At 70.4% G+C, this 19,969-nt stretch carries 19 protein-coding genes and 1 pseudogene; 10 read left to right on the top strand and 10 right to left on the bottom strand.

All coding sequences use genetic code 11. The features are described 5' to 3' along the window. The first annotated feature begins 21 nt into the window (after window positions 1–21). From CU044_RS03420 to mscL, 4 genes are all read left to right on the top strand, one after another. Window positions 22–393 (top strand): FmdB family zinc ribbon protein, encoded by a 372-nt coding sequence (locus CU044_RS03420; RefSeq protein WP_129766928.1) that lies wholly within the window; start codon window positions 22–24, stop codon window positions 391–393. A gap of 100 nt (window positions 394–493) precedes the next feature. Beyond that, entirely contained in the window at window positions 494–1,327 is an 834-nt protein-coding gene (locus tag CU044_RS03415; protein WP_129766927.1) for an S-methyl-5'-thioadenosine phosphorylase, read from the top strand. Between the two features lie 194 nt (window positions 1,328–1,521). Beyond that, on the top strand, window positions 1,522–2,169 hold the full coding sequence (locus CU044_RS03410) for a hypothetical protein (RefSeq protein WP_240045313.1): 648 nt from the start codon (window positions 1,522–1,524) through the stop codon (window positions 2,167–2,169). A gap of 255 nt (window positions 2,170–2,424) precedes the next feature. Further along, on the top strand, window positions 2,425–2,973 hold the full coding sequence (mscL, locus tag CU044_RS03405) for a large conductance mechanosensitive channel protein MscL (protein ID WP_129766926.1): 549 nt from the start codon (window positions 2,425–2,427) through the stop codon (window positions 2,971–2,973). Window positions 2,974–2,995: 22 nt separating this feature from the next. Here mscL and CU044_RS03400 read toward each other — a convergent pair whose 3' ends face one another. Then, the gene (locus CU044_RS03400; RefSeq protein ID WP_193563860.1) at window positions 2,996–3,229 is read right to left on the bottom strand and encodes a hypothetical protein; all 234 of its coding nucleotides are present in this window, start codon (window positions 3,227–3,229) and stop codon (window positions 2,996–2,998) included. Window positions 3,230–3,342: 113 nt separating this feature from the next. Here CU044_RS03400 and CU044_RS39295 point away from each other — a divergent pair. From CU044_RS39295 to CU044_RS03385, 3 genes and pseudogenes are all read left to right on the top strand, one after another. Continuing rightward, a pseudogene (locus tag CU044_RS39295) lies at window positions 3,343–3,525 on the top strand (low temperature requirement protein A); the annotation flags it as partial. After that, window positions 3,522–4,553, top strand: a complete 1,032-nt coding sequence (locus CU044_RS03390; RefSeq protein ID WP_129766925.1) for a P1 family peptidase — start codon at window positions 3,522–3,524, stop codon at window positions 4,551–4,553. The pseudogene CU044_RS39295 and the gene CU044_RS03390, both read left to right, overlap by 4 nt. Window positions 4,554–4,698: 145 nt before the next feature. Further along, a complete protein-coding gene (locus CU044_RS03385; RefSeq protein ID WP_129766924.1) occupies window positions 4,699–5,547 on the top strand; it encodes a DUF6227 family protein in 849 nt (282 codons plus the stop codon). Between the two features lie 76 nt (window positions 5,548–5,623). Here CU044_RS03385 and CU044_RS03380 read toward each other — a convergent pair whose 3' ends face one another. From CU044_RS03380 to CU044_RS03365, 4 genes are all read right to left on the bottom strand, one after another. After that, window positions 5,624–7,756, bottom strand: a complete 2,133-nt coding sequence (locus tag CU044_RS03380) for a fructose-specific PTS transporter subunit EIIC (RefSeq protein WP_129766923.1) — start codon at window positions 7,754–7,756, stop codon at window positions 5,624–5,626. 160 nt (window positions 7,757–7,916) lie between these two features. Further along, on the bottom strand, window positions 7,917–8,864 hold the full coding sequence (pfkB, locus tag CU044_RS03375; RefSeq protein WP_129766922.1) for a 1-phosphofructokinase: 948 nt from the start codon (window positions 8,862–8,864) through the stop codon (window positions 7,917–7,919). Window positions 8,865–8,875: 11 nt separating this feature from the next. After that, the gene (locus CU044_RS03370) at window positions 8,876–9,637 is read right to left on the bottom strand and encodes a DeoR/GlpR family DNA-binding transcription regulator (RefSeq protein ID WP_129766921.1); all 762 of its coding nucleotides are present in this window, start codon (window positions 9,635–9,637) and stop codon (window positions 8,876–8,878) included. 107 nt (window positions 9,638–9,744) lie between these two features. Then, entirely contained in the window at window positions 9,745–11,133 is a 1,389-nt protein-coding gene (locus CU044_RS03365) for a S1 family peptidase (protein WP_129766920.1), read from the bottom strand. 93 nt (window positions 11,134–11,226) lie between these two features. Here CU044_RS03365 and CU044_RS38310 point away from each other — a divergent pair, with 93 nt between their 5' ends. Next, entirely contained in the window at window positions 11,227–11,403 is a 177-nt protein-coding gene (locus CU044_RS38310) for a hypothetical protein (RefSeq protein ID WP_165371767.1), read from the top strand. Window positions 11,404–11,455: 52 nt separating this feature from the next. Here CU044_RS38310 and CU044_RS03360 read toward each other — a convergent pair whose 3' ends face one another. Next, window positions 11,456–12,895, bottom strand: a complete 1,440-nt coding sequence (locus CU044_RS03360) for an MFS transporter (protein WP_240045322.1) — start codon at window positions 12,893–12,895, stop codon at window positions 11,456–11,458. A gap of 248 nt (window positions 12,896–13,143) precedes the next feature. Between CU044_RS03360 and CU044_RS03355 the strand changes: the two genes are divergently transcribed. Beyond that, window positions 13,144–14,199 carry a YafY family protein gene (locus CU044_RS03355; protein ID WP_129766918.1) on the top strand — a complete coding sequence of 352 codons (1,056 nt, stop codon included), beginning with the start codon at window positions 13,144–13,146 and terminating at the stop codon, window positions 14,197–14,199. A gap of 156 nt (window positions 14,200–14,355) precedes the next feature. On the opposite strand, the gene CU044_RS03350 is transcribed toward CU044_RS03355, so the two are convergent. Together CU044_RS03350 and CU044_RS03345 are read right to left on the bottom strand one after the other, a co-directional pair. Next, window positions 14,356–15,351 carry a sigma-70 family RNA polymerase sigma factor gene (locus CU044_RS03350; RefSeq protein WP_129766917.1) on the bottom strand — a complete coding sequence of 332 codons (996 nt, stop codon included), beginning with the start codon at window positions 15,349–15,351 and terminating at the stop codon, window positions 14,356–14,358. Between the two features lie 455 nt (window positions 15,352–15,806). Continuing rightward, window positions 15,807–16,589 carry a class III extradiol ring-cleavage dioxygenase gene (locus CU044_RS03345; protein WP_129766916.1) on the bottom strand — a complete coding sequence of 261 codons (783 nt, stop codon included), beginning with the start codon at window positions 16,587–16,589 and terminating at the stop codon, window positions 15,807–15,809. 171 nt (window positions 16,590–16,760) lie between these two features. Between CU044_RS03345 and CU044_RS03340 the strand changes: the two genes are divergently transcribed. Then, window positions 16,761–17,285, top strand: a complete 525-nt coding sequence (locus CU044_RS03340) for a MarR family transcriptional regulator (RefSeq protein WP_129766915.1) — start codon at window positions 16,761–16,763, stop codon at window positions 17,283–17,285. Between the two features lie 160 nt (window positions 17,286–17,445). Here the strand turns inward: CU044_RS03340 and CU044_RS03335 are convergent, their stop codons facing one another. Together CU044_RS03335 and CU044_RS03330 are read right to left on the bottom strand one after the other, a co-directional pair. Further along, window positions 17,446–18,981, bottom strand: coding sequence for an MFS transporter (locus tag CU044_RS03335; RefSeq protein WP_129766914.1), 1,536 nt, complete (start codon window positions 18,979–18,981; stop codon window positions 17,446–17,448). Between the two features lie 300 nt (window positions 18,982–19,281). Beyond that, window positions 19,282–19,938 (bottom strand): TetR/AcrR family transcriptional regulator, encoded by a 657-nt coding sequence (locus CU044_RS03330; RefSeq protein ID WP_240045312.1) that lies wholly within the window; start codon window positions 19,936–19,938, stop codon window positions 19,282–19,284. Between the last annotated feature and the right edge of the window lie 31 nt (window positions 19,939–19,969).

Genomic DNA, 19,969 nt, shown 5'->3' with positions numbered 1-19,969 from the left:
TGAGAGTGCCAGGAGGAGCAAGTGCCGACCTATCAGTACCAGTGCACCGAGTGCGGCGAGGGCCTCGAGGCGGTGCAGAAGTTCACCGATGATGCCCTTACCGTGTGCCCGAACTGCCAAGGACGCCTGAAGAAGGTCTTCTCCGCGGTCGGCATCGTCTTCAAGGGCTCCGGGTTCTACCGGAACGACAGTCGTGGCTCGTCGTCGAGCAGCGCCCCTGCTTCGGCGAGCTCGTCGGGCTCCGCCTCGGGTTCCGCGGGCGCGAAGTCGTCGTCGTCGGAGTCCAAGGCCCCGGCGTCGGCCTCGTCCTCTTCCGGCTCGGGCGGCTCCGGGTCCGGCTCGGGCTCCAGCTCCACTTCGTCGAGCAGCTCCAGCGGCTCCTCGGCCGCCTGACGCCTTCTCCTTCCGCTCCTTCCTTTTCGTGGGGACCCCGCTGTCTTGAACAGCCGGGGTCTTTCGCGTACGCCTGGGCGAGTACGGCTACTGTGATCGAATGGCGAACGCAGAGATCGGTGTGATCGGTGGCTCGGGTTTCTACTCCTTCCTGGAAGATGTGACCGAAGTCGAGGTGGAGACCCCCTACGGGCCTCCCAGCGACTCCCTCTTCCTCGGCGAGATCGCGGGTCGGCAGGTCGCGTTCCTGCCCCGGCACGGACGCTCCCATGGCCTCGCGCCGCACCGCATCAACTACCGCGCCAATCTGTGGGCACTGCGTTCCGTCGGTGTGAAGCAGGTTCTGGGACCGTGTGCCGTGGGCGGGCTGCGGCCGGAGTTCGGGCCGGGCACGCTGCTCGTACCCGATCAGTTGGTGGACCGTACGAAGGCACGCGCGCAGACCTTCTACGACGGGCTGCCGCTGCCTGACGGAAACACCTCGAAGGTCGTGCACATCTCGCTCGCCGATCCCTACTGTCCCGAGGGACGCAGGACAACGCTGGCGGCGGCGCGGGGGCGCGACTGGGAGCCGGTGGACGGCGGGACGCTCGTGGTCATCGAGGGACCGCGTTTCTCGACGCGGGCGGAATCGCGGTGGCATGCGGCGATGGGCTGGTCGGTGGTCGGGATGACCGGGCACCCCGAGGCGGTACTCGCACGTGAACTGGGGCTCTGCTACACCTCCATGACTCTGGTGACGGACTTGGACGCGGGCGCGGAGACCGGCGAGGGCGTCTCCCACGAGGAGGTCCTCAAGGTCTTCGCCTCGAATGTCGACCGGCTGCGCACGGTGCTGTTCGACGCGGTGGGCGGATTGCAGGCGAGCGAGACGCGCGACTGTCTGTGCGCACACGCTCTGGACGGGATCGACACCGGGATCGAGCTGCCCTGATCCGGATTTGCCCGGACCCCTCGCGAACCATGCGCGAGAAACCGGGAATTGCGGCGACACCCGGCTGAACCACTCCGGCGGGTGAGGAAGTTGTCCACAACCGCCGAGCGATCCACAGGCCGCGACGGGATCGTGACGGACCGTGCATCGTGAGGAGCGACCGCAGAGCTCCTCACGAAACGGTGGTTGTTGCCATGTCGCGCTCCTTCTCGCGTGATCCGTCCCGTCCTGCCCTCCCGTACCCCTCGCCCGGCCTCCCCGGCCTCTCCCCGCTCTCGTCCCCCTTTCCCTCTCCCCTCCCCGCGCCCGCCGCGCCCGAGCCGTGCGGTGTGCCGCTCTTCGATCCGCTGCGGGTACGGGGCTCCGGCCGACGGCTGCGCAGGGCGCTGTTCAGGCGGCGGCGGGCGACCGCGGCCGGTCTGGCCATGACGGCTGCCGCGCTGGCCACCGCCGGGGCGGGGGGCTCGGTCGGTACGGCGGCGGATGCCGACGCCCATACGGAGTCCACGGCGGCCGGAGCCGTGGCGGAAGCGCCGTCCCGGCCGTCCCGCGCTCAGCGGGCGGCGGAGATGGTGTCCGCGCCGGTCCGTATCGCGGACGCGGCGACGGTCCGGCTGCTGCGCCGGGGAGACCGGGTGGATGTGATCGCGGCGGCCGACGGAGCGCCGGAGGCGAGGGTGGTGGCTTCGGGAGCCCGGGTGACCGAGGTTCCGAGGGCACGGGAGACCGTCGTGGACACCGGAGACGGCGGGGCGCTGATCGTCCTGTCCGTTCCGCGCGCGACCGCCACGGAGCTGGCCGGCGCGGGCGCCACGTCACGGCTGGCGGTGACGCTGTGCTGAGCCGGCTCGTGCGGGGTCGGCTTGTGCGGGGTCGGCTTGTGCGGGGTCGGCTTGTGCGGGGTCGGCTTGTGCCGAGGTTCGCGCGTGGGCGACTGGTGCCGGGGCGCTTCGCGCTGAGCCGACGCGTTCGCACTCGCACTGGCGAGCTGTGGGGTCGCCTGATCGCGTCTGCGGATTGGACAGTGTGGGCACACGCTGCCGTAGGTTGCGAAGCTGATTGTCACCTCTACCGCACATGCGAAGAAAGGCTCACTCGTGAGCAAGGAGAAGGAGAGCGTGCTGGAGGGCTTCAAGGCCTTCCTGATGCGCGGCAACGTGATCGATCTCGCGGTCGCGGTGGTCATCGGCGCGGCGTTCACGAACGTGGTGAACTCGGTCGTGAAGGGCTTGATCAACCCGGTGGTCGGCGCGTTCGGCACCCAGGATCTGAACAAGTACAGCTCGTGCCTGAAGTCGCCGTGCAAGACGAACGACGCGGGCGAGGTCGTGAGCGGCATCCCGATCATGTGGGGAACGGTGCTGAGCGCGGTCCTCACGTTCGTGATCACGGCGGCCGTCGTGTACTTCCTGATGGTCCTGCCGATGTCCAAGTACCTCGCCAGGCGAGCCAGGCAGCAGGCCGCCAAGGAAGAGGTCCAGGAGGTCACGGAGCTCAGCGAGCTGGAGGTGCTGAAGGAGATCAGGGACACGCTGATCTCGCAGCGTGTCTCGGGGACCGCCGTCCCCGGGCAGGCCACCACCGGGCAGGCGACTCCTGGTCAGACCGCCTCGGGGCCGAACAATCCGGGGCAGGGCAATCCGTAACGGCTGACGGCCGCACCACCGGTCAGAGGTGGTGGGGCGGCTTCTCGTCGAGGAAACGCGCGAGATCGGCGGCGCTGTCGCCGCTCCCGGCGGGCCGGTCTCCCCAGCCACGGTCCGTGTCGTCCGTCGACTGCTGGTCCAGCGGATCGTCGAAGATCAACGCCGGACTGGGGCGCGGCGGCCGGGACGGCGGGGGCGACTGGGCCGGCAGCGGCGACTCCGGCGCCGACGGCTCGGGGGTGGGGGCGGTGCTCATAGCTCCAGGGTACGGGGGCTCGGTCCGGGCCGACGCGGACGAGGAGGGGCGGGAGCGCCCCGCCCCGGTCCGGGTGGCGCTCAGCGCGCGCCGCACCGTCCCGCCACCCGTACCACTTCAAGACCGGTACGGCGCAGCAGCTCGTCCTGCCGGTCTCGGCGGCGGCGATCGTCGCCTGTACGTTCCTCGGGGCCCGGGCGGTCCTCGCGGCCGGACTGGTGGTGGCGGCGACCGTGGCGGTGGGGGTGACGCTTGCCGAGCACGCGGACGCCCGTGGTACGGATGGGGGTTCATGACATCGAATGACGCACTGACCGACGTGGCGGGCCTGCGGGTCGGGCACGCCCAGGTGGCGGGAGACCGGGCGCTGACCGGCACCACGGTCGTTCTCGCCCCGGAGGGCGGCGTGGTGGCCGCCGTGGACGTACGGGGCGGCGGGCCGGCCACCCGGGAGACCGACGCCCTCGATCCACGCAATATCGTCCAGCGCGTCGAGGCCGTGGTGCTGACGGGCGGCAGCGCGTTCGGGCTCGACTCGGCGTCCGGGGTGATGGCGTGGCTGGAGGAGCGCGGGCGGGGCATCCGGGTAGGTCCCGACCCGTCCCAGGTGGTGCCGGTCGTGCCGGCGGCCGGGGTCTTCGACCTGGGGCGCGGTGGCGACTGGCGGGTCCGCCCGGACGCGGCGACGGGCCGTGCGGCGGTGGAGGCGGCGGCCGGTACGGCGAACGGGGCACCGGTCGCGGAGGGCGGCGTGGGCGCCGGGACGGGCGCTCTGGTCGGTCCGGTCAAGGGCGGGATCGGTACGGCGAGCCTGGTCCTGGAGTCCGGGATCACGGTGGCCGCCCTGGTCGTCGCCAACGCCGCGGGTTCCGCGATCGATCCGCTGACGGGCGTGCTGTACGGGCGCTACCTCGACGGCCGTACGGAGTACCCGGCGTCCGAGGTCCACGAGGCGGCGCAGCGGCGGCTGGCCGAGCTGCTCGAGCGGAACGGACCTCCGCCGCTCAACACCACGCTCGCCGTCGTCGCCACCGACGCCGAACTGTCCCGGGCACAGGCGCACAAGCTCGCGGGCACGGCGCACGACGGTATCGCGCGCGCCGTCCGTCCCGTGCATCTGCTCAATGACGGGGACACGGTTTTCGCTCTGGCGACGGGTCAACTCCCCCTCGCCGAGGGGGATCCGCTCGCGCTCAATGAGGTACTGGCTGCCGGAGCTGACGTCGTGACCAGGGCAATCGTCTCCGCCGTCGTGGCGGCGGAGAGCGTGGCGGGGCCGGGCGGGACGTTTCCTTCGTACCGCGAGCTGTACGGGCTCGACTGACCGGCGCAGTCGCCGAGTTGGCGGGGGCGCGCGGGAACTTCACGTACGCCCCCTTCGTTTTCCCAAACTTAGGACGCGATGTAAGCCCTAGGCACTACGTTATGCAATCACCAAGTGACATGTGGCGACGGCCTGGAGACCCATCTTGAACGATCCCTACGAGACAACCGAGACGCACCTCGAGCGACTCCTGGGTCGGGCACTCAACTCCTTCGACCTGCCGGACGCATTGGTCGAGCAACTCAGCCATGCGCTGGCGCACGCCAGCTCGCTGTGCTCCGCGCACCACAGTGCGGGGCTGCACCGCGAGACCTACCGACACACGTATCTGCTCATGAACGGCAGCGCGCTGAGTCTCTGGGAGCTGGTGCACAACACCGGCCGGGACGAAGCACGGTCGCACGAGCTGTACGCGGAGGAGTCCGAGGCGCAGCTCGCCGCGGCCCGTCTCTGCCGCCCCGGCAGCCCCGAGGCACCACGGCTCTCCGACGACGGGTCAGCGGGCCCGGAGGCGGTACGCGATCCCGACGGGCCGCCCATGGACGATGCGGCGGCGGGGCTGCTCGCGGAGTTGGAGTCCGAGCGCACGGCCGAGATCGACGCGCATCTCGCGCTGCTGCGCGGTCTGCGTGCCATGCCCTCGACCCCGCTTCCGCGGCACCGGACGTACTCTCCGGACAACTCCCCGGATCATGCGCGCCGGGTGCTGCGCCGGGCGGAGAACGCCGACCGGCCGGGCGAGGAGACGGCGCGGCTGCTGCGGACGGCGTTCGCGCACCACATCACGCAGGTCTTCGGCAGACAGTGCCAGGTCGAGGGCAAGGACGCCGGGTTCATGCTCTACGAGCACGCGTTCCTGCTGATCGACGGCAATGAGACGAGCCTGTGGGAGGTGGAGCACACGGCGACTCCGGACGGCCGTCATATGTGTGAGGTGTACGAGACGGAAGACCTCGCGCGCGAAGCCATGGAACTCCGCGCGCAGGTGCGATGACGTGAGGTGAGGGCGGGAAGCGGGGTGGGTCGTACGGCCGTCAGGGGTGGACGGCGTACGACCACGAGGACCCGGCTCAGGCGGCCGCCGGTATCTTGGCGTCCGCCCCGGCCTCCCCGTCGCCGCTGACGCCGTCACGGGTGCTTCCGGCCTCCGCCGCCTGGTCGGGACGGCCTGTTTTACGGGCTCCCTTGAGGAGGATGACCAGCCCCGCGCTCACCGCCGTACCCGCCGCGATCGCGATCAGGTAGAGGAACGGGTTGCCGATCAGTGGGATCACGAAGATGCCGCCGTGCGGGGCCCGCAGCGTGCACTCGAAGAGCATCGACAGCGCGCCGGTGACCGCGCCGCCCGCCATCGCGGACGGGATCACCCGCAGCGGGTCGCCGGCGGCGAAGGGGATCGCGCCCTCGGTGATGAAGGAGGCACCGAGCACCCAGGCGGCCTTGCCGTTCTCCCGTTCGGTACGGGTGAACAGCCTGCCTCGTACGGTCGTGGCCAGCGCCATGGCGAGCGGCGGGACCATGCCGGCGGCCATCACGGCGGCCATGACCTTGAGGCTGCCCTCGTTGGGGTTGGCGAGACCGCCGACCGCGAAGGCGTACGCGACCTTGTTCAGCGGGCCGCCCAGGTCGAAGCACATCATCAGACCGAGGATGACGCCGAGGATGATCGCGTTGGCGCCGGAGAGACCGGACAGCCAGTCGGTCAGTGCTTTTTGGAGCGAGGCGATGGGTTTGCCGACCACCAGGAACATCAGGAAGCCGACGATCGCGGAGGAGATCAGCGGGATCACGACGACCGGCATGATGCCGCGCAGCGGGGCGGGAACCCTCAGTTTCTGTATGGCCATCACCGTGCCGCCGGCGATCAGACCGGCGGCGAGGCCGCCCAGGAAGCCCGCGTTGATGGTGAGGGCGATGGAGCCGCCGACGAAGCCGGGCACCAGACCGGGGCGGTCGGCCATCCCGTACGCGATGTAGCCCGCGAGGACCGGCACCAGGAAGCTGAACGCCAGGCCGCCGATCTGGAACAGCAGGGCGGCCCAGCTGGTGTGGTCCGTCCAGATGAAGTGCTCGGCGACGGAGGGGGCCTTGTTGATGGTGTAGCCGCCGATGGCGAAGCCGAGGGCGATGAGAAGCCCGCCCGCGGCCACGAAAGGAACCATGTAACTGACGCCGGACATCAGCCACTTGCGCAGCTTGGTGCCGTAACCCTCGCCCGGTTCTCCCGCGTTGTCCACGGGTGAGGCGTGGTCGCCGGCGGTACCGGTGATCTCGCCGCGTTCCGCCTTGCCGCGTACCTCGGCGATCAGCTCGGCGGGCCGGTTGATGCCCGCCTTGACGCCGACGTCGACGGTCGGCTTCCCGGCGAACCGGTCCTTCTCCCGTACCGGCACGTCGTGCGCGAAGATCACGGCGTCGGCGGCGGCGATGACGGCGGGGTCGAGCCGGTTGAACCCGGCGGATCCCTGCGGCTCGACGACCACCTCGACGCCCGCCTGCTGCCCGGCCTGTTCCAGTGCCTCGGCGGCCATGTAGGTGTGCGCGATGCCGGTGGGGCAGGAGGTGACAGCGACGATCCGGAAGGCGCGGTCGGCGGGCTTCTGCGGCTCCTCTGCCACCGGGAGCGCGGCGGGCCCAGGCTGCGGCTCGGACTGCGACTCGGAGCCTGGCGCAGGGCCCGGCTCCGACTGCGATTCGGGACGCGGCTCAGGGCCCGGCTCGGGCTGCGGCTCGGGGCGCGGTTCGGGCTCGGTCCGTGTGGCGTCCTCGCCGCGGATCAGCGACGCCGCCGCGGTGGCGTCCGTCGCCGTACGCAGGGCCGTCGTGAAGTCCTCGTTCATCAGACGCCGGGCCAGGGCGGAGAGGATCGTCAGATGGGCGTCGTCGGCACCGGCCGGGGCCGCGATCAGGAAGATCAGATCCGCCGGACCGTCCGGGGCGCCGAAGTCGATGCCCCGCGCCGAGCGGCCGAAGGCCAGCGTGGGTTCGCTGACATGGGCGCTGCGGCAGTGCGGGATGCCGATACCGCCGTCGAGCCCGGTCGGCATCTGCGCCTCGCGCGCGGCCACATCGGCCAGGAAGCCGTCCAGGTCGGTGACCCGGCCCAGAGTCACCATCCGTTCGGCCAGCGAGCGGGCCGCGGCTTCCTTCGTCTCGGCGGCCAGGTCGAGGTCGACCAGGTCCGCGGTGATCATGTCGCTCATCGCGGGCTCCTTCGCTTGCTTATCGCGCGGGTCAGGTGAGTGGGAGAAAAAAGAGGAGAAGTACGGGAGGTGGCAGGAAGGGAAGGGGGAGACGGAGAGGGAGAGAGAGGGGGAAGGGGAGGGAAAAGGGTGGCGGGGGTCCAGGGGGCAGGGGACGGGCTCATGAGGCGGGCTCCGCGAGAGGACGGTCCAGCGGGACGTCCGCGGTCACCGTGACCGCCGACGGGTTCAGGTCCGCGGGCGACGGCATCACGCTGCCCGGCAGCTGCACGGCCGCCGCGCCGTGCGCGACGGCCGACGCGAGGGCCTCGGGGCCTTCGCCGCCGGCTGCCAGGAACCCGGCCAGTGAGGCGTCGCCCGCACCGACGTTACTGCGGACCGTGGTGACGGCGGCGCAGCCGAAGTACGTCCCCGCGCCCGAGACCAGCAGCTGGCCGTCCGCGCCGAGGCTGGCGAGCACGGACCCGGCGCCGTACGTCCGCAGCTCCTCCGCGGCCTTCACCGCGTCGCCCACCGTCGCGAGGGGGCGTCCGACGGCCTGGGCCAGCTCTTCGGCGTTCGGCTTCACCACGTCCGGCCGTTCCCGTAGCGCGGCCAGCAGCGAGGGGCCCGAGGTGTCGAGCGCGATCCTGGCCCCGGCGCGGTGCGCGCGGGCGACCAGCTCGGCGTACCACTCCGGCGCGAGGCCGCGCGGCAGACTGCCGCAGCAGGCGATCCAGGTGGCCGCGCCCGCGTGCGTACGGATCGTGGAGAGCAGCGACTCGGACTCGGCGGCGGTCAGTTCGGGACCCGGCGCGTTGATCTTCGTCAGGGTGCCGTCCGGCTCGGCGAGCGCGATGTTGGATCGGGTCGCGCCCGCGACCGGCACCGGCGCGACCTCGATGCCCTGCTCCGCGAGCAGTTCGGCGACGAGCGCGCCGGGCGCACCGCCGAGCGGCAGTACGGCGACCGTGCGCCGGCCCGCCGCGGCGACGGCCCGCGAGACGTTGACGCCCTTGCCGCCGGGGTCCATGCGCTCGGCCGTGGCCCGCAGCACCTCGCCTCGGTCGAGGGCCGGGACCTCGTACGTACGGTCCAGGCTCGGGTTCGGGGTGACGGTGAGAATCATGCGGCGCTCTCCTAGACGCACAGCACTTCGGTGCCCGCGGCCTCTACCGCCGCGGCGTCCGAAGGGCTGAGCCCGCTGTCGGTGATGAGCAGGTCGACATCGGCGAGAGCGCCGAAGCGCGCGAAGTGTTCCTGGCCGTGCTTGGCGGAGTCGGCGAGCAGCACCACCCGCCGGGCGGCGCCGACGAGCGCGCGCTTGACCGCGGCTTCGGCGAGGTCCGGGGTGGTGAGACCGCCCTCCGGCGAGAACCCGTTCGTGCCGAGGAAGACGACATCGGCGCGGATCTCGCCGTACGCGCGCAGGGCCCAGGCGTCGACGGCGGCGCGCGTACGGTGCCGCACCCTGCCCCCGACCAGATGGAGATCGATGCCCGGGTGATCGGCGAGGCGGGCCGCGACGGGCAGCGCGTGCGTGACGACGGTGAGCCCGCATTCCAGCGGCAGCGCCGCCGCGAGCCGCGCCACGGTCGAACCGGCGTCCAGGATCACGCTGCCGTCCTCCGGCAGCTCGGCGAGCGCCGCGTGCGCGATACGGTCCTTCTCATCGGCGGCGGTGGACTCGCGCTCCGCGAGGTCGGGCTCGAAGTCGAGCCGCCCGGCCGGTATGGCCCCACCGTGCACACGCCGTACGAGCCCGGCCCTGTCCAGGGCCTTGAGGTCACGCCGTACGGTCTCGGCGGTGACCTGGAACTCCTCGGCCAGCGACAGCACATCGACGCGACCGCCCTCGCGGGCGAGGCGCAGGATCTCCTGCTGGCGCTCCGGTGCGTACATGTGGTTTTACGTCCGTTCCGTGCCCGAACCTGTGGTTTCGGCGACACGCTACGCCCAGATTTCCAGAAAGTAAACAGATCCGGGCACGGTACGGACAGGGTCGGGCGTCAGCCGTTCTCGACGATGCCCTCGCCGTAGCCGACGGTTCCCTCGCCGTGCCCGGGGGCTCCCCCGCCGCCGTCGTTCCCGGCAGCGCCGTCACCGTCACCGGCGGCACCGCCGTCGTCTCCAACGGCACCGCCGTCGTTCCCGACCTCGCCGCCGCCCTCGGCATTCCCGGCGGCACCACCGTCGTCGTTACCGGCCGCACCACCGTCGTTCCCGGCGGCACCACCATCGTTCCCGGCAGCGTCGCCGCCGCCGTCGTTCCCGGCAGCGCCGTCGCCGATCTGAGCGCCGACCGCGGCCAGCGCGGTGGTCACCGGCTGGAAGAACGTCTCGCCGCCGACGGTGCAGTCACCGCTGCCACCGGAGGTCAGGCCGATGGCGCTGCCGTCCGCCGTGAAGAGGGGACCGCCACTGTCGCCCGGCTCCGCGCAGACGTCGGTCTGGATCAGGCCGGTGACCGTACCTTCCGCGTAGTTGACGGTGGCGTCGAGGCCGGTGACCGAGCCGTCGTTCAGCCCTGTGGTGCTGCCCATACGGATCACCGCCTGGCCCACCGTGGCCTCGGCGGCCCCGGTGATCTCCACGGTCTGTCCGTCGCCCGTGTCGACCGTGCTGGGGGCCTCGGTGGCGGCGTCGTCGTAGCTGACGAACGCGAAGTCGCCGTCGCCCGGGAAGGTCGCCTGCTGTACGGTGCCCACCGGCGCCCCGCCCGCGGCGTCCGACCACTCGTCGGCGGCGACTCCGCAGTGGCCGGCGGTGAGGAAGCCGGGCGCGCCGTTCCCGTCGATGACGTTGAAGCCGAGCGAACAGCGCGCGCCGCCGCCGAAGATGGCGTCACCGCCCGCGGCGACGGTCTTGAACTCGCCCGCCGACTTCTTGATACGGGCCGTGTCGGCGCCGAGCGACCGGACCGTGGACTCGATCCGGTCCCACTTGTCGCCGGTGACGGTGCGGTCCGCCGTGACCTGGATCTGGTTGGTCCTCGGATCGACGGCCCACGCGGTGCCCGGGATGGTGGCCTGTTGGCGCAACGTCGTGGCAGCGGACTTCAGTTGGGCCGTGCTGTTCTTGACGCTCCGCACCACGGCTCCGGCCCTGGCGGCCTCGGCACGCGCGTCCTTGTCGTCGCCGACGACATTGACGGTGACCTGCTGCCTGTCCTTGTCGTAGTAGGCACCGGCGAAGGCCGGGCCCAGTCGTTCGGCGATCCGTGAGGCGAGGTCGCCCGCGGACACGGCACTCAGCGTCTTGGGCGCGGGAGCCGGAGAGGCGTCGGATCCGTCCTGCGAGGCATTGGCCTGGGGCAGCAGAATCGCGGCCGTCACCACGGCGGCGGCACCGCCCCCGGCGAAGGCGATCTTCCGCTTGGGTATGCGTTTGTGGCTCAACTCGTGACCTCCTGTGGGGGACGGAGTCCGCTCGTCGGCAGCAGACGGAACGCGCTACGCGCTACGGGCCTTCATACGCAGGAGATCTGAGTTGTGTTCAGCCAGGTGTGCGGCAGGGTGTTCGGCCCGGTCTTCAAATCGGCCATCACCCGGCCATCATTCGGCCGTCACTCGGTCTTCGACTCGGTCCTCAACTTGGCCCTCACCTCGGTCCTCACCTCGGTCTTCAACAACGCGCTCTTCAACTCGGCGATACGCGAACGACGGTGACCCGCACCCTGACGCCTGTCCGGTGCGGATCTCCCTGTGCCGTTGCCCACTGTTACGAGGCGGCCTCCACCGCCGACTCCTCCACATGCTGCTTCGGCCGCGCCGGCAGCGCGAACATCACGCCGAAGATCACCACGAGCACCGCCACCGCCCACCACAGCGCGTGCTGGAATCCGTCCACGAAGGCCGTGCCGACCGCCCCTGGGCCGACCACCGCCGAGCCGGCCGCCGCGGAGCCGACGCGGTCGTCGACCACACCGAAGAACACCACCGACACCAGCCCGAGCCCGAGTGCGCTGCCCATCTGCTGCGTCGTGTTGATCAGACCGGACGCCGAGCCCGCGTGCTCGCGCGGCACTCCGGACAGCACCGCGTCCGTCAGCGGCGCGACGATCAGTCCCATGCCGAGCCCCATCACCGTCAGCGGCAGCGCCATCTGCCAGGCGTGGATGTCCGTTCCGTACCGCCCGGCTTCCCAGATGTAGACGAGCAGCCCCGTGGCCATCGTCAGCGCACCGGTCTGGAGCACCTTCCGGCCGAAGCGCGGCACCAGCTTCTGTACGGACAGCCCCGCCGCGACCGAGACCGCGAGCGAGAACGGCACTCCCGTGAGCCCCGCCCGCAGGGGGCTCCAGCCGAGACCGATCTGCATATAGAGCGTCCAGACCAGGAAGAAGATGCCCAGAACGATCCCGAAGGTCAGCTGCACGGTGATACCCGCGGCGAAGCTCTTCACCCTGAACAGCGACAGCTCGATGAGCGGCGAACCGTCCTTGCGCGTCTTCCGCTTCTCGTACGCCACGAAGCCCGCGAACACCAGCACGCTGCCCGCCATGCACAGATGGCCCCACAGCGGCCAGCCCAGCTCGCGCCCGCGCGTGAGCGGGTAGATCAGCATCAGCAGGGCGACGGTCACCAGCACCACGCCGACCAGGTCGAGCCGGAGCGCCTTGGGCGCCTTGGACTCGGTGATGAACTTCCGGCCGAGCAGTACGCCCGCGATCCCGACCGGCAGATTGATCAGGAAGATGGGCCGCCACTCCAGCCCGGCGATGTTCCACTGCGTCAGCAGCGCGCCGAGCAGCGGTCCCGAGACGGCGCCGAGGCCGACGATCGCCCCGAACATCCCGAAGACCTTGCCGCGTTCGTGCGCGGGGAAGGTGACATGGATGATCGCGAGCACCTGCGGCACCATCAGCGCCGCCATCGCCCCCTGGAGCAGCCGTGAGCCGGCCAGTATCTCCGGGGTCGCGGCGAATCCGCAGAGCGCGGAGGCGATCGTGAAGCCGCTGATACCGATCAGGAAGAGGCGCTTGCGGCCGTATATGTCACCGAGCCGACCGCCTGTGATCAGTCCGGCGGCGAAGGCGAGAGCGTATCCGGCGGTGATCCACTGGATGGCCCCGAATGAGGCACCCAGATCCCGCTCGATGCTCGGGATGGCGATATTGACGATCGTGACGTCGACCAGGTCCATGAACGCGGCGGTCATGACGATGGCCAGGGCCAGCCAGCGACGACGGTCCCCGGCGGGCGCGGTGACCGTGCCGCCGCCGACGGCCGAGCCACTGTCCGAAGCGCCGGGACGGGACTCGGCTGCCTTGTCCTTGTCCAGAACATCCACAGAGGTCGAGGGAGAAGGCGGAGAAGGCGGAGAAGAAGCGGGCGAAGAACTCATGCCGAAGAAGCTAGAGACCATCTAGGCCAGTCCATGTCCTAGATAACGCGCACCATGGATCCATGACCGACACCCCGGCACGGCTCCTCAGTCTGCTCTCCCTCCTCCAGACTCCGCGCGAGTGGCCGGGCAGTGAGCTGGCCGAGCGGCTCGCCGTCAGCCCGCGCACCATCCGCCGCGACATCGACCGGCTGCGCGCCCTCGGCTACCCCGTCGAAGCCACCATGGGCGCGGTGGGCGGCTACCGGCTGGTCGCCGGCACCGCCATGCCGCCGCTGCTCCTGGACGACGAGGAGGCCGTCGCCATCGCCGTCGGGCTCCGCGCCGGGGCGGGCCATGCCATCGAGGGCGTCGAGGAGGCCTCCGTACGGGCCCTCGCCAAGCTGGAGCAGGTGCTGCCCTCCCGGCTGCGGCACCGCGTCTCCACACTCCAGGCCGCGACGATCCCGCTCACCCAGGGCGACGGCGCCAGCATCGATCCGCGCACCCTGACGGTGATGGCCTCGGCGGTCACCGGCACCGAGCGGCTGCGGTTCGGCTACCGCTCGGGCGACGGTACGGAGACGAAGCGCCAGGTCGAGCCGTACCGTCTCGTCTCCACCGGCCGGCGCTGGTACCTCGTGGCGTACGACCTCGGGCGGGAGGACTGGCGTACGTTCCGGGTCGACCGGGTCAGCGAGCCCTTCGCCACCGGCGCGCGATTCCGCCCGCGCGAGCTGCCGGCCGGGGACGCGGCGAAGTTCCTGAGCCGGTCGATGTCCCGGATGCAGCCGGCGATGGAGGTGGACGTGAGCTTCCTGGCGCCCGCGCGATTCGTGGCGGCGCGGCTCCCGGCCCATCTCGGCACGCCCGAAGCCACCGGCCCGGACTCCTGCCGCCTGCACGCCTCGGTCAACGACTCGATGGAGTGGCTGGCACTCCGGCTGGCGCTGCTGGACTGCGAGTTCACGGTGCACCGGCCGGACCGGCTGACGGACTACCTGCGGGAACTGGGGGCGAGGATCACCCGGGCGACTGCCCCGGCTGCCCTAGCCGTCCCTGCTGCCCCAGCCATCCCTACTGTCCCCACCACCCCCACCACCCCGGCTGCCCCGGCTGCCCCGGGAGAGACACCGTAAGTGCCCTCTCGTACCCGCCCCGGACAGAGGTGAGCCCCGGCACCTGGGGGGGGTTGGTGCCGGGGCTCGCTCTCGGGGGCCGACGTATCGGCCCGTACGTACCGCTCGGAGAGACAGTACGAGTAAGGGGGACACTACGGCTACAGGACGGCGACGTCACGCCGCCGCGTCGAAACCTGTGTCACGAGCCATCTTTTTCAGCTCCATCAGCGCGTGCTTCTCGATCTGCCGTATCCGCTCGCGGGTCAGGCCGTGCTGCTTGCCCACCTCGGTGAGCGTGCGCTCGCGGCCGTCCTCGATGCCGTACCGCATCCTGATGATCGAGGCCGTGCGCTGGTCGAGCTTGCCGATCAGGTCCTCCAGCTCCTCACTGCGGAGCAGCGTCAGCACGGACTGCTCGGGCGATACCGCGGAGGTGTCCTCCAGCAGATCACCGAACTGCGTGTCCCCGTCGTCGTCCACCGACATGTTCAGACTGACCGGGTCACGCGCCCAGTCCAGTACGTCGTTGATCCGCGCCGGGTTCGACCCCAGCTCCGCGGCGACCTCTTCGGGCTCCGGATCCCGTCCGTTCTCACGGTTGAACTCCCGCTGAACGCGCCGGATCCTGCCCAGCTCCTCCACGAGATGGACCGGCAGCCGGATCGTCCGGGACTGGTCCGCTATGGACCGCGTGATGGCCTGGCGGATCCACCACGTCGCGTACGTGGAGAACTTGAAGCCCTTGGCGTAGTCGAACTTTTCCACGGCACGCACCAGGCCGGCGTTGCCCTCCTGGATCAGATCCAGCAGGGGCAGACCGCTGCGCGGGTAACGCCGCGCCACGGCGACCACCAGGCGGAGGTTCGAGCGTATGAAGACGTCCTTCGCACGCTCGCCCGCGGCGACCAGCGCCTCGAGCTCTTCGTGCGAAGCACCACCCGCCTCGCTCTTCACCTCGCCGTCGAGGATCTGCCGGGCGTAGACTCCGGCCTCGATGGTCTGGGACAGCTCGACTTCCTTTTCGGCGTCGAGCAGCGGCGTACGCGCGATCTCGTCGAGGTACATGCCGACCAGGTCGCGGTCGGCGATCTCCCCGCCTACAGCGCGAACACTGCTTGCCGCTTTCGTCCCGCCAGAGGCGGTACGACGGGCGACGGCACGGGTTGCCATGCGAGCTCCCTTACTGAACTGAGTAGGTCGCGACACCCTTGCGGGTGCCCTGCATCCGAAGGAAACAACGACTGGAATCCGGACAGAATTCCCATGCCGTACATGGATTTTGTGATCATGCAGTACCCTGTGCCGCCACGACGGCGTCGCCGGTGCCGCGGGGAGGGCCAGAAGCGCAGGTCAGAGCAGGGGTGAGGGCCGGGATCCGGACCGGGCCCCGGTCGTCCCGTATCCCTGCGGATCCCTGTAACCCCACATCCCTGAAGACGGCTCGCGCCCGTCTTTGGTTGCTCAGCGCAGGCCGGGCCGGCGCCTGCCGCCGGGCCGGCGGCCGCCCCGTCGGCCCTCCGGCGCATCAGAACATCGGCACGTCGGCTCGTCACCTCATCAGCCGAACCCCACCGTCAACCGAACCGAATCGTCTCCCGAACCGCACCGCCAGCCGAACCCCAGCGTCAGCCGAACTGGACCGACCTCTTCGCCAGGCCCATCCAGAAGCCGTCGATCACGCTCCGGCAGCTCTCCAGCTCGCCCTCCGACGCACCCAGCGTCACGAAGAGTGGCGCGAGGTGCTCAGTACGGGGGTGGGCCAGCCGGCCGGCCGGGGCCTTGTGCTCGAAGTCGAGCAGGGCATCGACGTCCCGCGCCCGCAGCGCCCGCGTACCCCAGTCGTCGAACTCCGCCGACCAGCTGGGCACCCCGCCGCCCGTGTGCCGCAGCGCGGCCAGGTTGTGGGTGAAGAAGCCACTGCCGACGATCAGTACGCCCTCATCCCGCAGCGGCGCCAGCTTGCGCCCGATCTCCAGCAGCTTTTGCGGGTCGAGCGTGGGCATGGAGACCTGGAGCACCGGAATGTCGGCCTCCGGGAACATCTCCACCAGGGGCACATACGCGCCGTGATCGAGCCCGCGGTCCGGCACGTCCTGCACCGGCGTCCCGGCGCCGCGCAGCAGCTTCCGTACGGAGTCGGCCAGCTCGGGCGCCCCCGGCGCCGCGTACCGCACCGCGTAGTAGTGCTCGGGGAAGCCCCAGAAGTCGTACACCAGCGGCACGGTCTCGGTCGCGCCGAGCGCGAGCGGGGCCTCTTCCCAGTGCGCGGAGACCATCAGGATCGCCTTGGGGCGGGGCAGCGTCGCGGACCAGGCGGCCAGTTCGCCCGGCCAGACCGGATCATCGGCCAGCGGCGGGGCCCCATGGGAGAGGTAGAGGGCGGGCATGCGCTCCGCGACGGCTTTCATGGCGACTCCCGGTCCGTTGGGCCTGCCTCTGTCCGTGGATCGCTCTCCGTGGATCTCTCTGTTCACGGATCCCAGCTGTTTCCACTGCGACTTCTACTTGAACTATCAAGCATTCGCCGACAATCCTAACCAAACCTAGTTTAACTTTCAAGAATGGGTAGAGTGGAACACATGACCACGGCATCCACCGGCAACGGCGCCGGTACGGGCGAGGAGCCTCGCTGGCTCAGCGGCGATGAGCAGCACGTCTGGCAGGCGTATCTCCAGGCCACCACACTGCTGGAGGACCATCTCGACCGCCAGCTCCAGCGTGACGCCGGAATGCCGCACATCTACTACGCCCTGCTCGTGCATCTCGCGCGCGCTCCGCGTCGCCGGATGCGGATGACGCAGCTGGCCAAGGACGCCAAAATCACCAGGTCACGGCTGTCGCACGCGATCGCGCGGCTGGAGCAGCACGGCTGGGTGCAGCGCGAGGACTGTCCCTCCGACAAGCGCGGACAGAACGCGTTCCTGACGGACCTGGGAAACGAAGTCCTGGAGAAGTCGGCGCCCGGCCATGTCGCCGCCGTACGCCAGGCGATCTTCGACCGGCTCAGCCCCGAGCAGGTCGGACAGCTCGGCGAGATCATGCGGGTGATGGCGGAAGGGCTCCAGCCGGAGGGCACGGGCGCGGATCTGCCCTGGCGCCGCTGACGCACGAGATACGGCATGAGCGAGGAACGCCGCGACCGTCTGGCATGAGTCGCGACGTCGCGACGTCCCGCGGCTACGAACCACGGGTACGCATCCGCCCCGGTACCACCGCTGAATCGCGGCGGCACCGGGGCGGTTCCGTACCGTGGAGCAGCGACCGTCAGTGCATCGCCACCGGAATCTTGATCTCGTCCTCCACGCCCTCGGCACCCGAGGCGACCGGCGAAGTGCCGGGACGGCCCGTGTTGATGAGGGTCACGGCGATCGCCGCGGCGACCAGCAGGATGCCGACCGCCCACCAGATCGCGCTGGAGAAGCCGGCCACCAGGGCCTGGAGCTGAAGCAGCTGCGCGTTGGTGGCCGTCGCCGCGTGGGAGGTGACGTACGCGGTCGTGGCCGAGGCCGCGATCGTGTTCAGCAGCGCCGTACCGATCGCGCCGCCCACCTGCTGCGAGGTGTTGACCATCGCCGAGGCGACACCCGCGTCACGCGGCTCGATGCCGTGCGTGGCGAGCGCCATGGCCGGCATGAACGCCGTACCCATACCGAGGCCGAGCAGCAGCTCCGCCGGCAGGATCAGGCCGGTGTACGAGGAGCCGATCTCCAGCTGGGTCAGCAGGAGCATGCCGACGGAGGCGACCAGGAAGCCGGGGCCCATCAGATAGCGGGGCGCCACCCGGGTCATCAGCCGGGCACCGATCTGGGTCGAGCCCGTGATCATGCCCACGATCATCGGCATGAAGGCGAAGCCCGTCTTGACCGGCGAGTACCCCTCGACCACCTGGAGGTAGTACGTCAGGAAGAGGAACAGACCGAACATGCCGATGATGGCGAGGCCCAGCGAGAGGTAGACACCGGCGCGGTTGCGGTTGGTCACCACGCGCAGCGGCAGCAGCGGGGCCTTGACCCTCGACTCGACGGCCACGAACGTGACCAGCAGGACCGCGGCGGCGACGAAGAGCGAGATCGTCGTCGCGTCGCTCCAGCCGTCGGACTCGGCGCGGGTGAAGCCGTACACCAGCGAGACCAGGCCCAGCGTGGAGAGCACGACGCCGGGGATGTCCAGCGCGGAGCGGTTGCGGCCGCCCGCGGGCTCGCGGATCACGAAGTACGCGCCCAGGGCGGCGACGATCGCGAACGGGATGTTGACGAAGAACGTCCAGCGCCAGTCCAGGTACTCGGTGAGGAATCCACCGAGGATCAGACCCACGGCGCCACCGCCACCGGCGATCGCTCCGAAGATGCCGAAGGCCTTGGCCCGCTCCTTGGCGTCGGTGAAGGTCACGGCGAGCAGCGACAGAGCGGCGGGCGCGAGCAGCGCGCCGAAGACGCCCTGGAGCGCGCGGGCGCCGAGCAGCAGCCCCTCGCTGTTGGCCGCGCCGCCGATGGCGGACGCTGCGGCGAAGCCGATGAGGCCGGTGACGAACGTGCGCTTACGGCCCCACAGGTCGGCGATACGTCCGCCGAAGAGGAGCAGACCGCCGAAAGCGAGGGCGTAGGCCGTGATGACCCACTGCTTGTTGCCGTCCGATATGCCCAGGTCCTGCTGGGCGGAGGGCAGCGCGATGTTCACGATCGTCGCGTCGAGTACGACCATCAGCTGCGCGAGGGCGATGAACACCAGCGCTTTCCAGCGGCTGGGGTCGGCGGCCGTGGCCCCTGGATCGGGGAGCCGCGTTTCGGCTGTTTTTGACATGGAGGTATCCACCTAAGGATGCGTAAAGGCGAAAACGTACGTAAGCGCACGCGACGCTGCGTGACCTACGAAGTCATGGAGTCAACGGAGTCTCTGTGCGGCCGCTGGAGAGCGGGCCGCTGGCCGCGGGCACGGGTACGGACATGCGCCGGCGAACCTCTGAACCGGGCGCGACCACTGGGGCTTGCCGGAACAGCTGAACTGCCGGAGCCGTCTCGGTCACGGGATGGACTACTGGGACGGTGGGGGCCTGGCCGCCGGGGTTCGCGGGCCTGGCCGGTGCGTTGGTTCAAGGGCGCGTCACGGAGCGGCGCGGCGCAGATCCTCCAGAGTCGCGGCCGAGCCGACGAGTTCGGACCTGGCGGGTGCTTCCAGGCCATCGAGGAACAGTTGGATATGCCGGTGGGTGAACCGGTCCATATCCAGGCAGCCGGTGCCGGGCAGTGGGCGGGTGAGCTGGGACAGCGCGACCATCAGATCGCCGACGGCGACATCCGTACGCAACCGCCCGGCCTGACGCGCCCGTTCCATGAGCCCCTCTACGACCGTCTCCAGACGCACACGCTGGGCGTCCAGATCGGGACGTTCCCTGTCAAACGCGGCGGACAGCATCGGACAGAGCGCCCCGACTCGTTCGTCGGCCGCCGCGTGTACGAAGCGGCGCAGTGCGATGAACGGGTCGGGCTCCTCCGCGGCGATACGGTCCGCCTGGTCGGCGACACTCTCCATGACGGAGCGCACTACCGCGTGAACGAGGGCGTACCGGTCGGCGAAGTGCCGGTAGAGCGTGGCATTGCCGATACCGGCGCGACGGGCGATCTCGTCGAGCGGGGCGTCGGCCCCGTACTCCACGAACATCTCACGGGCCGCCGCCACGATCCGCTCCCGGTTGCGCAGAGCGTCCGCGCGCGGGCGGGGCGCTCGGCGCGCTGGGGTTTCAGCTGCGGTGGCGGTCACGTCGGGCCCTTCCCTCGGTCGGTCTAGTACG

This window comes from Streptomyces sp. L-9-10 (assembly GCF_004151105.1).
Lineage (GTDB): Bacteria > Actinomycetota > Actinomycetes > Streptomycetales > Streptomycetaceae > Streptomyces.
This window is presented reverse-complemented; position numbering and strand designations above follow the sequence as displayed.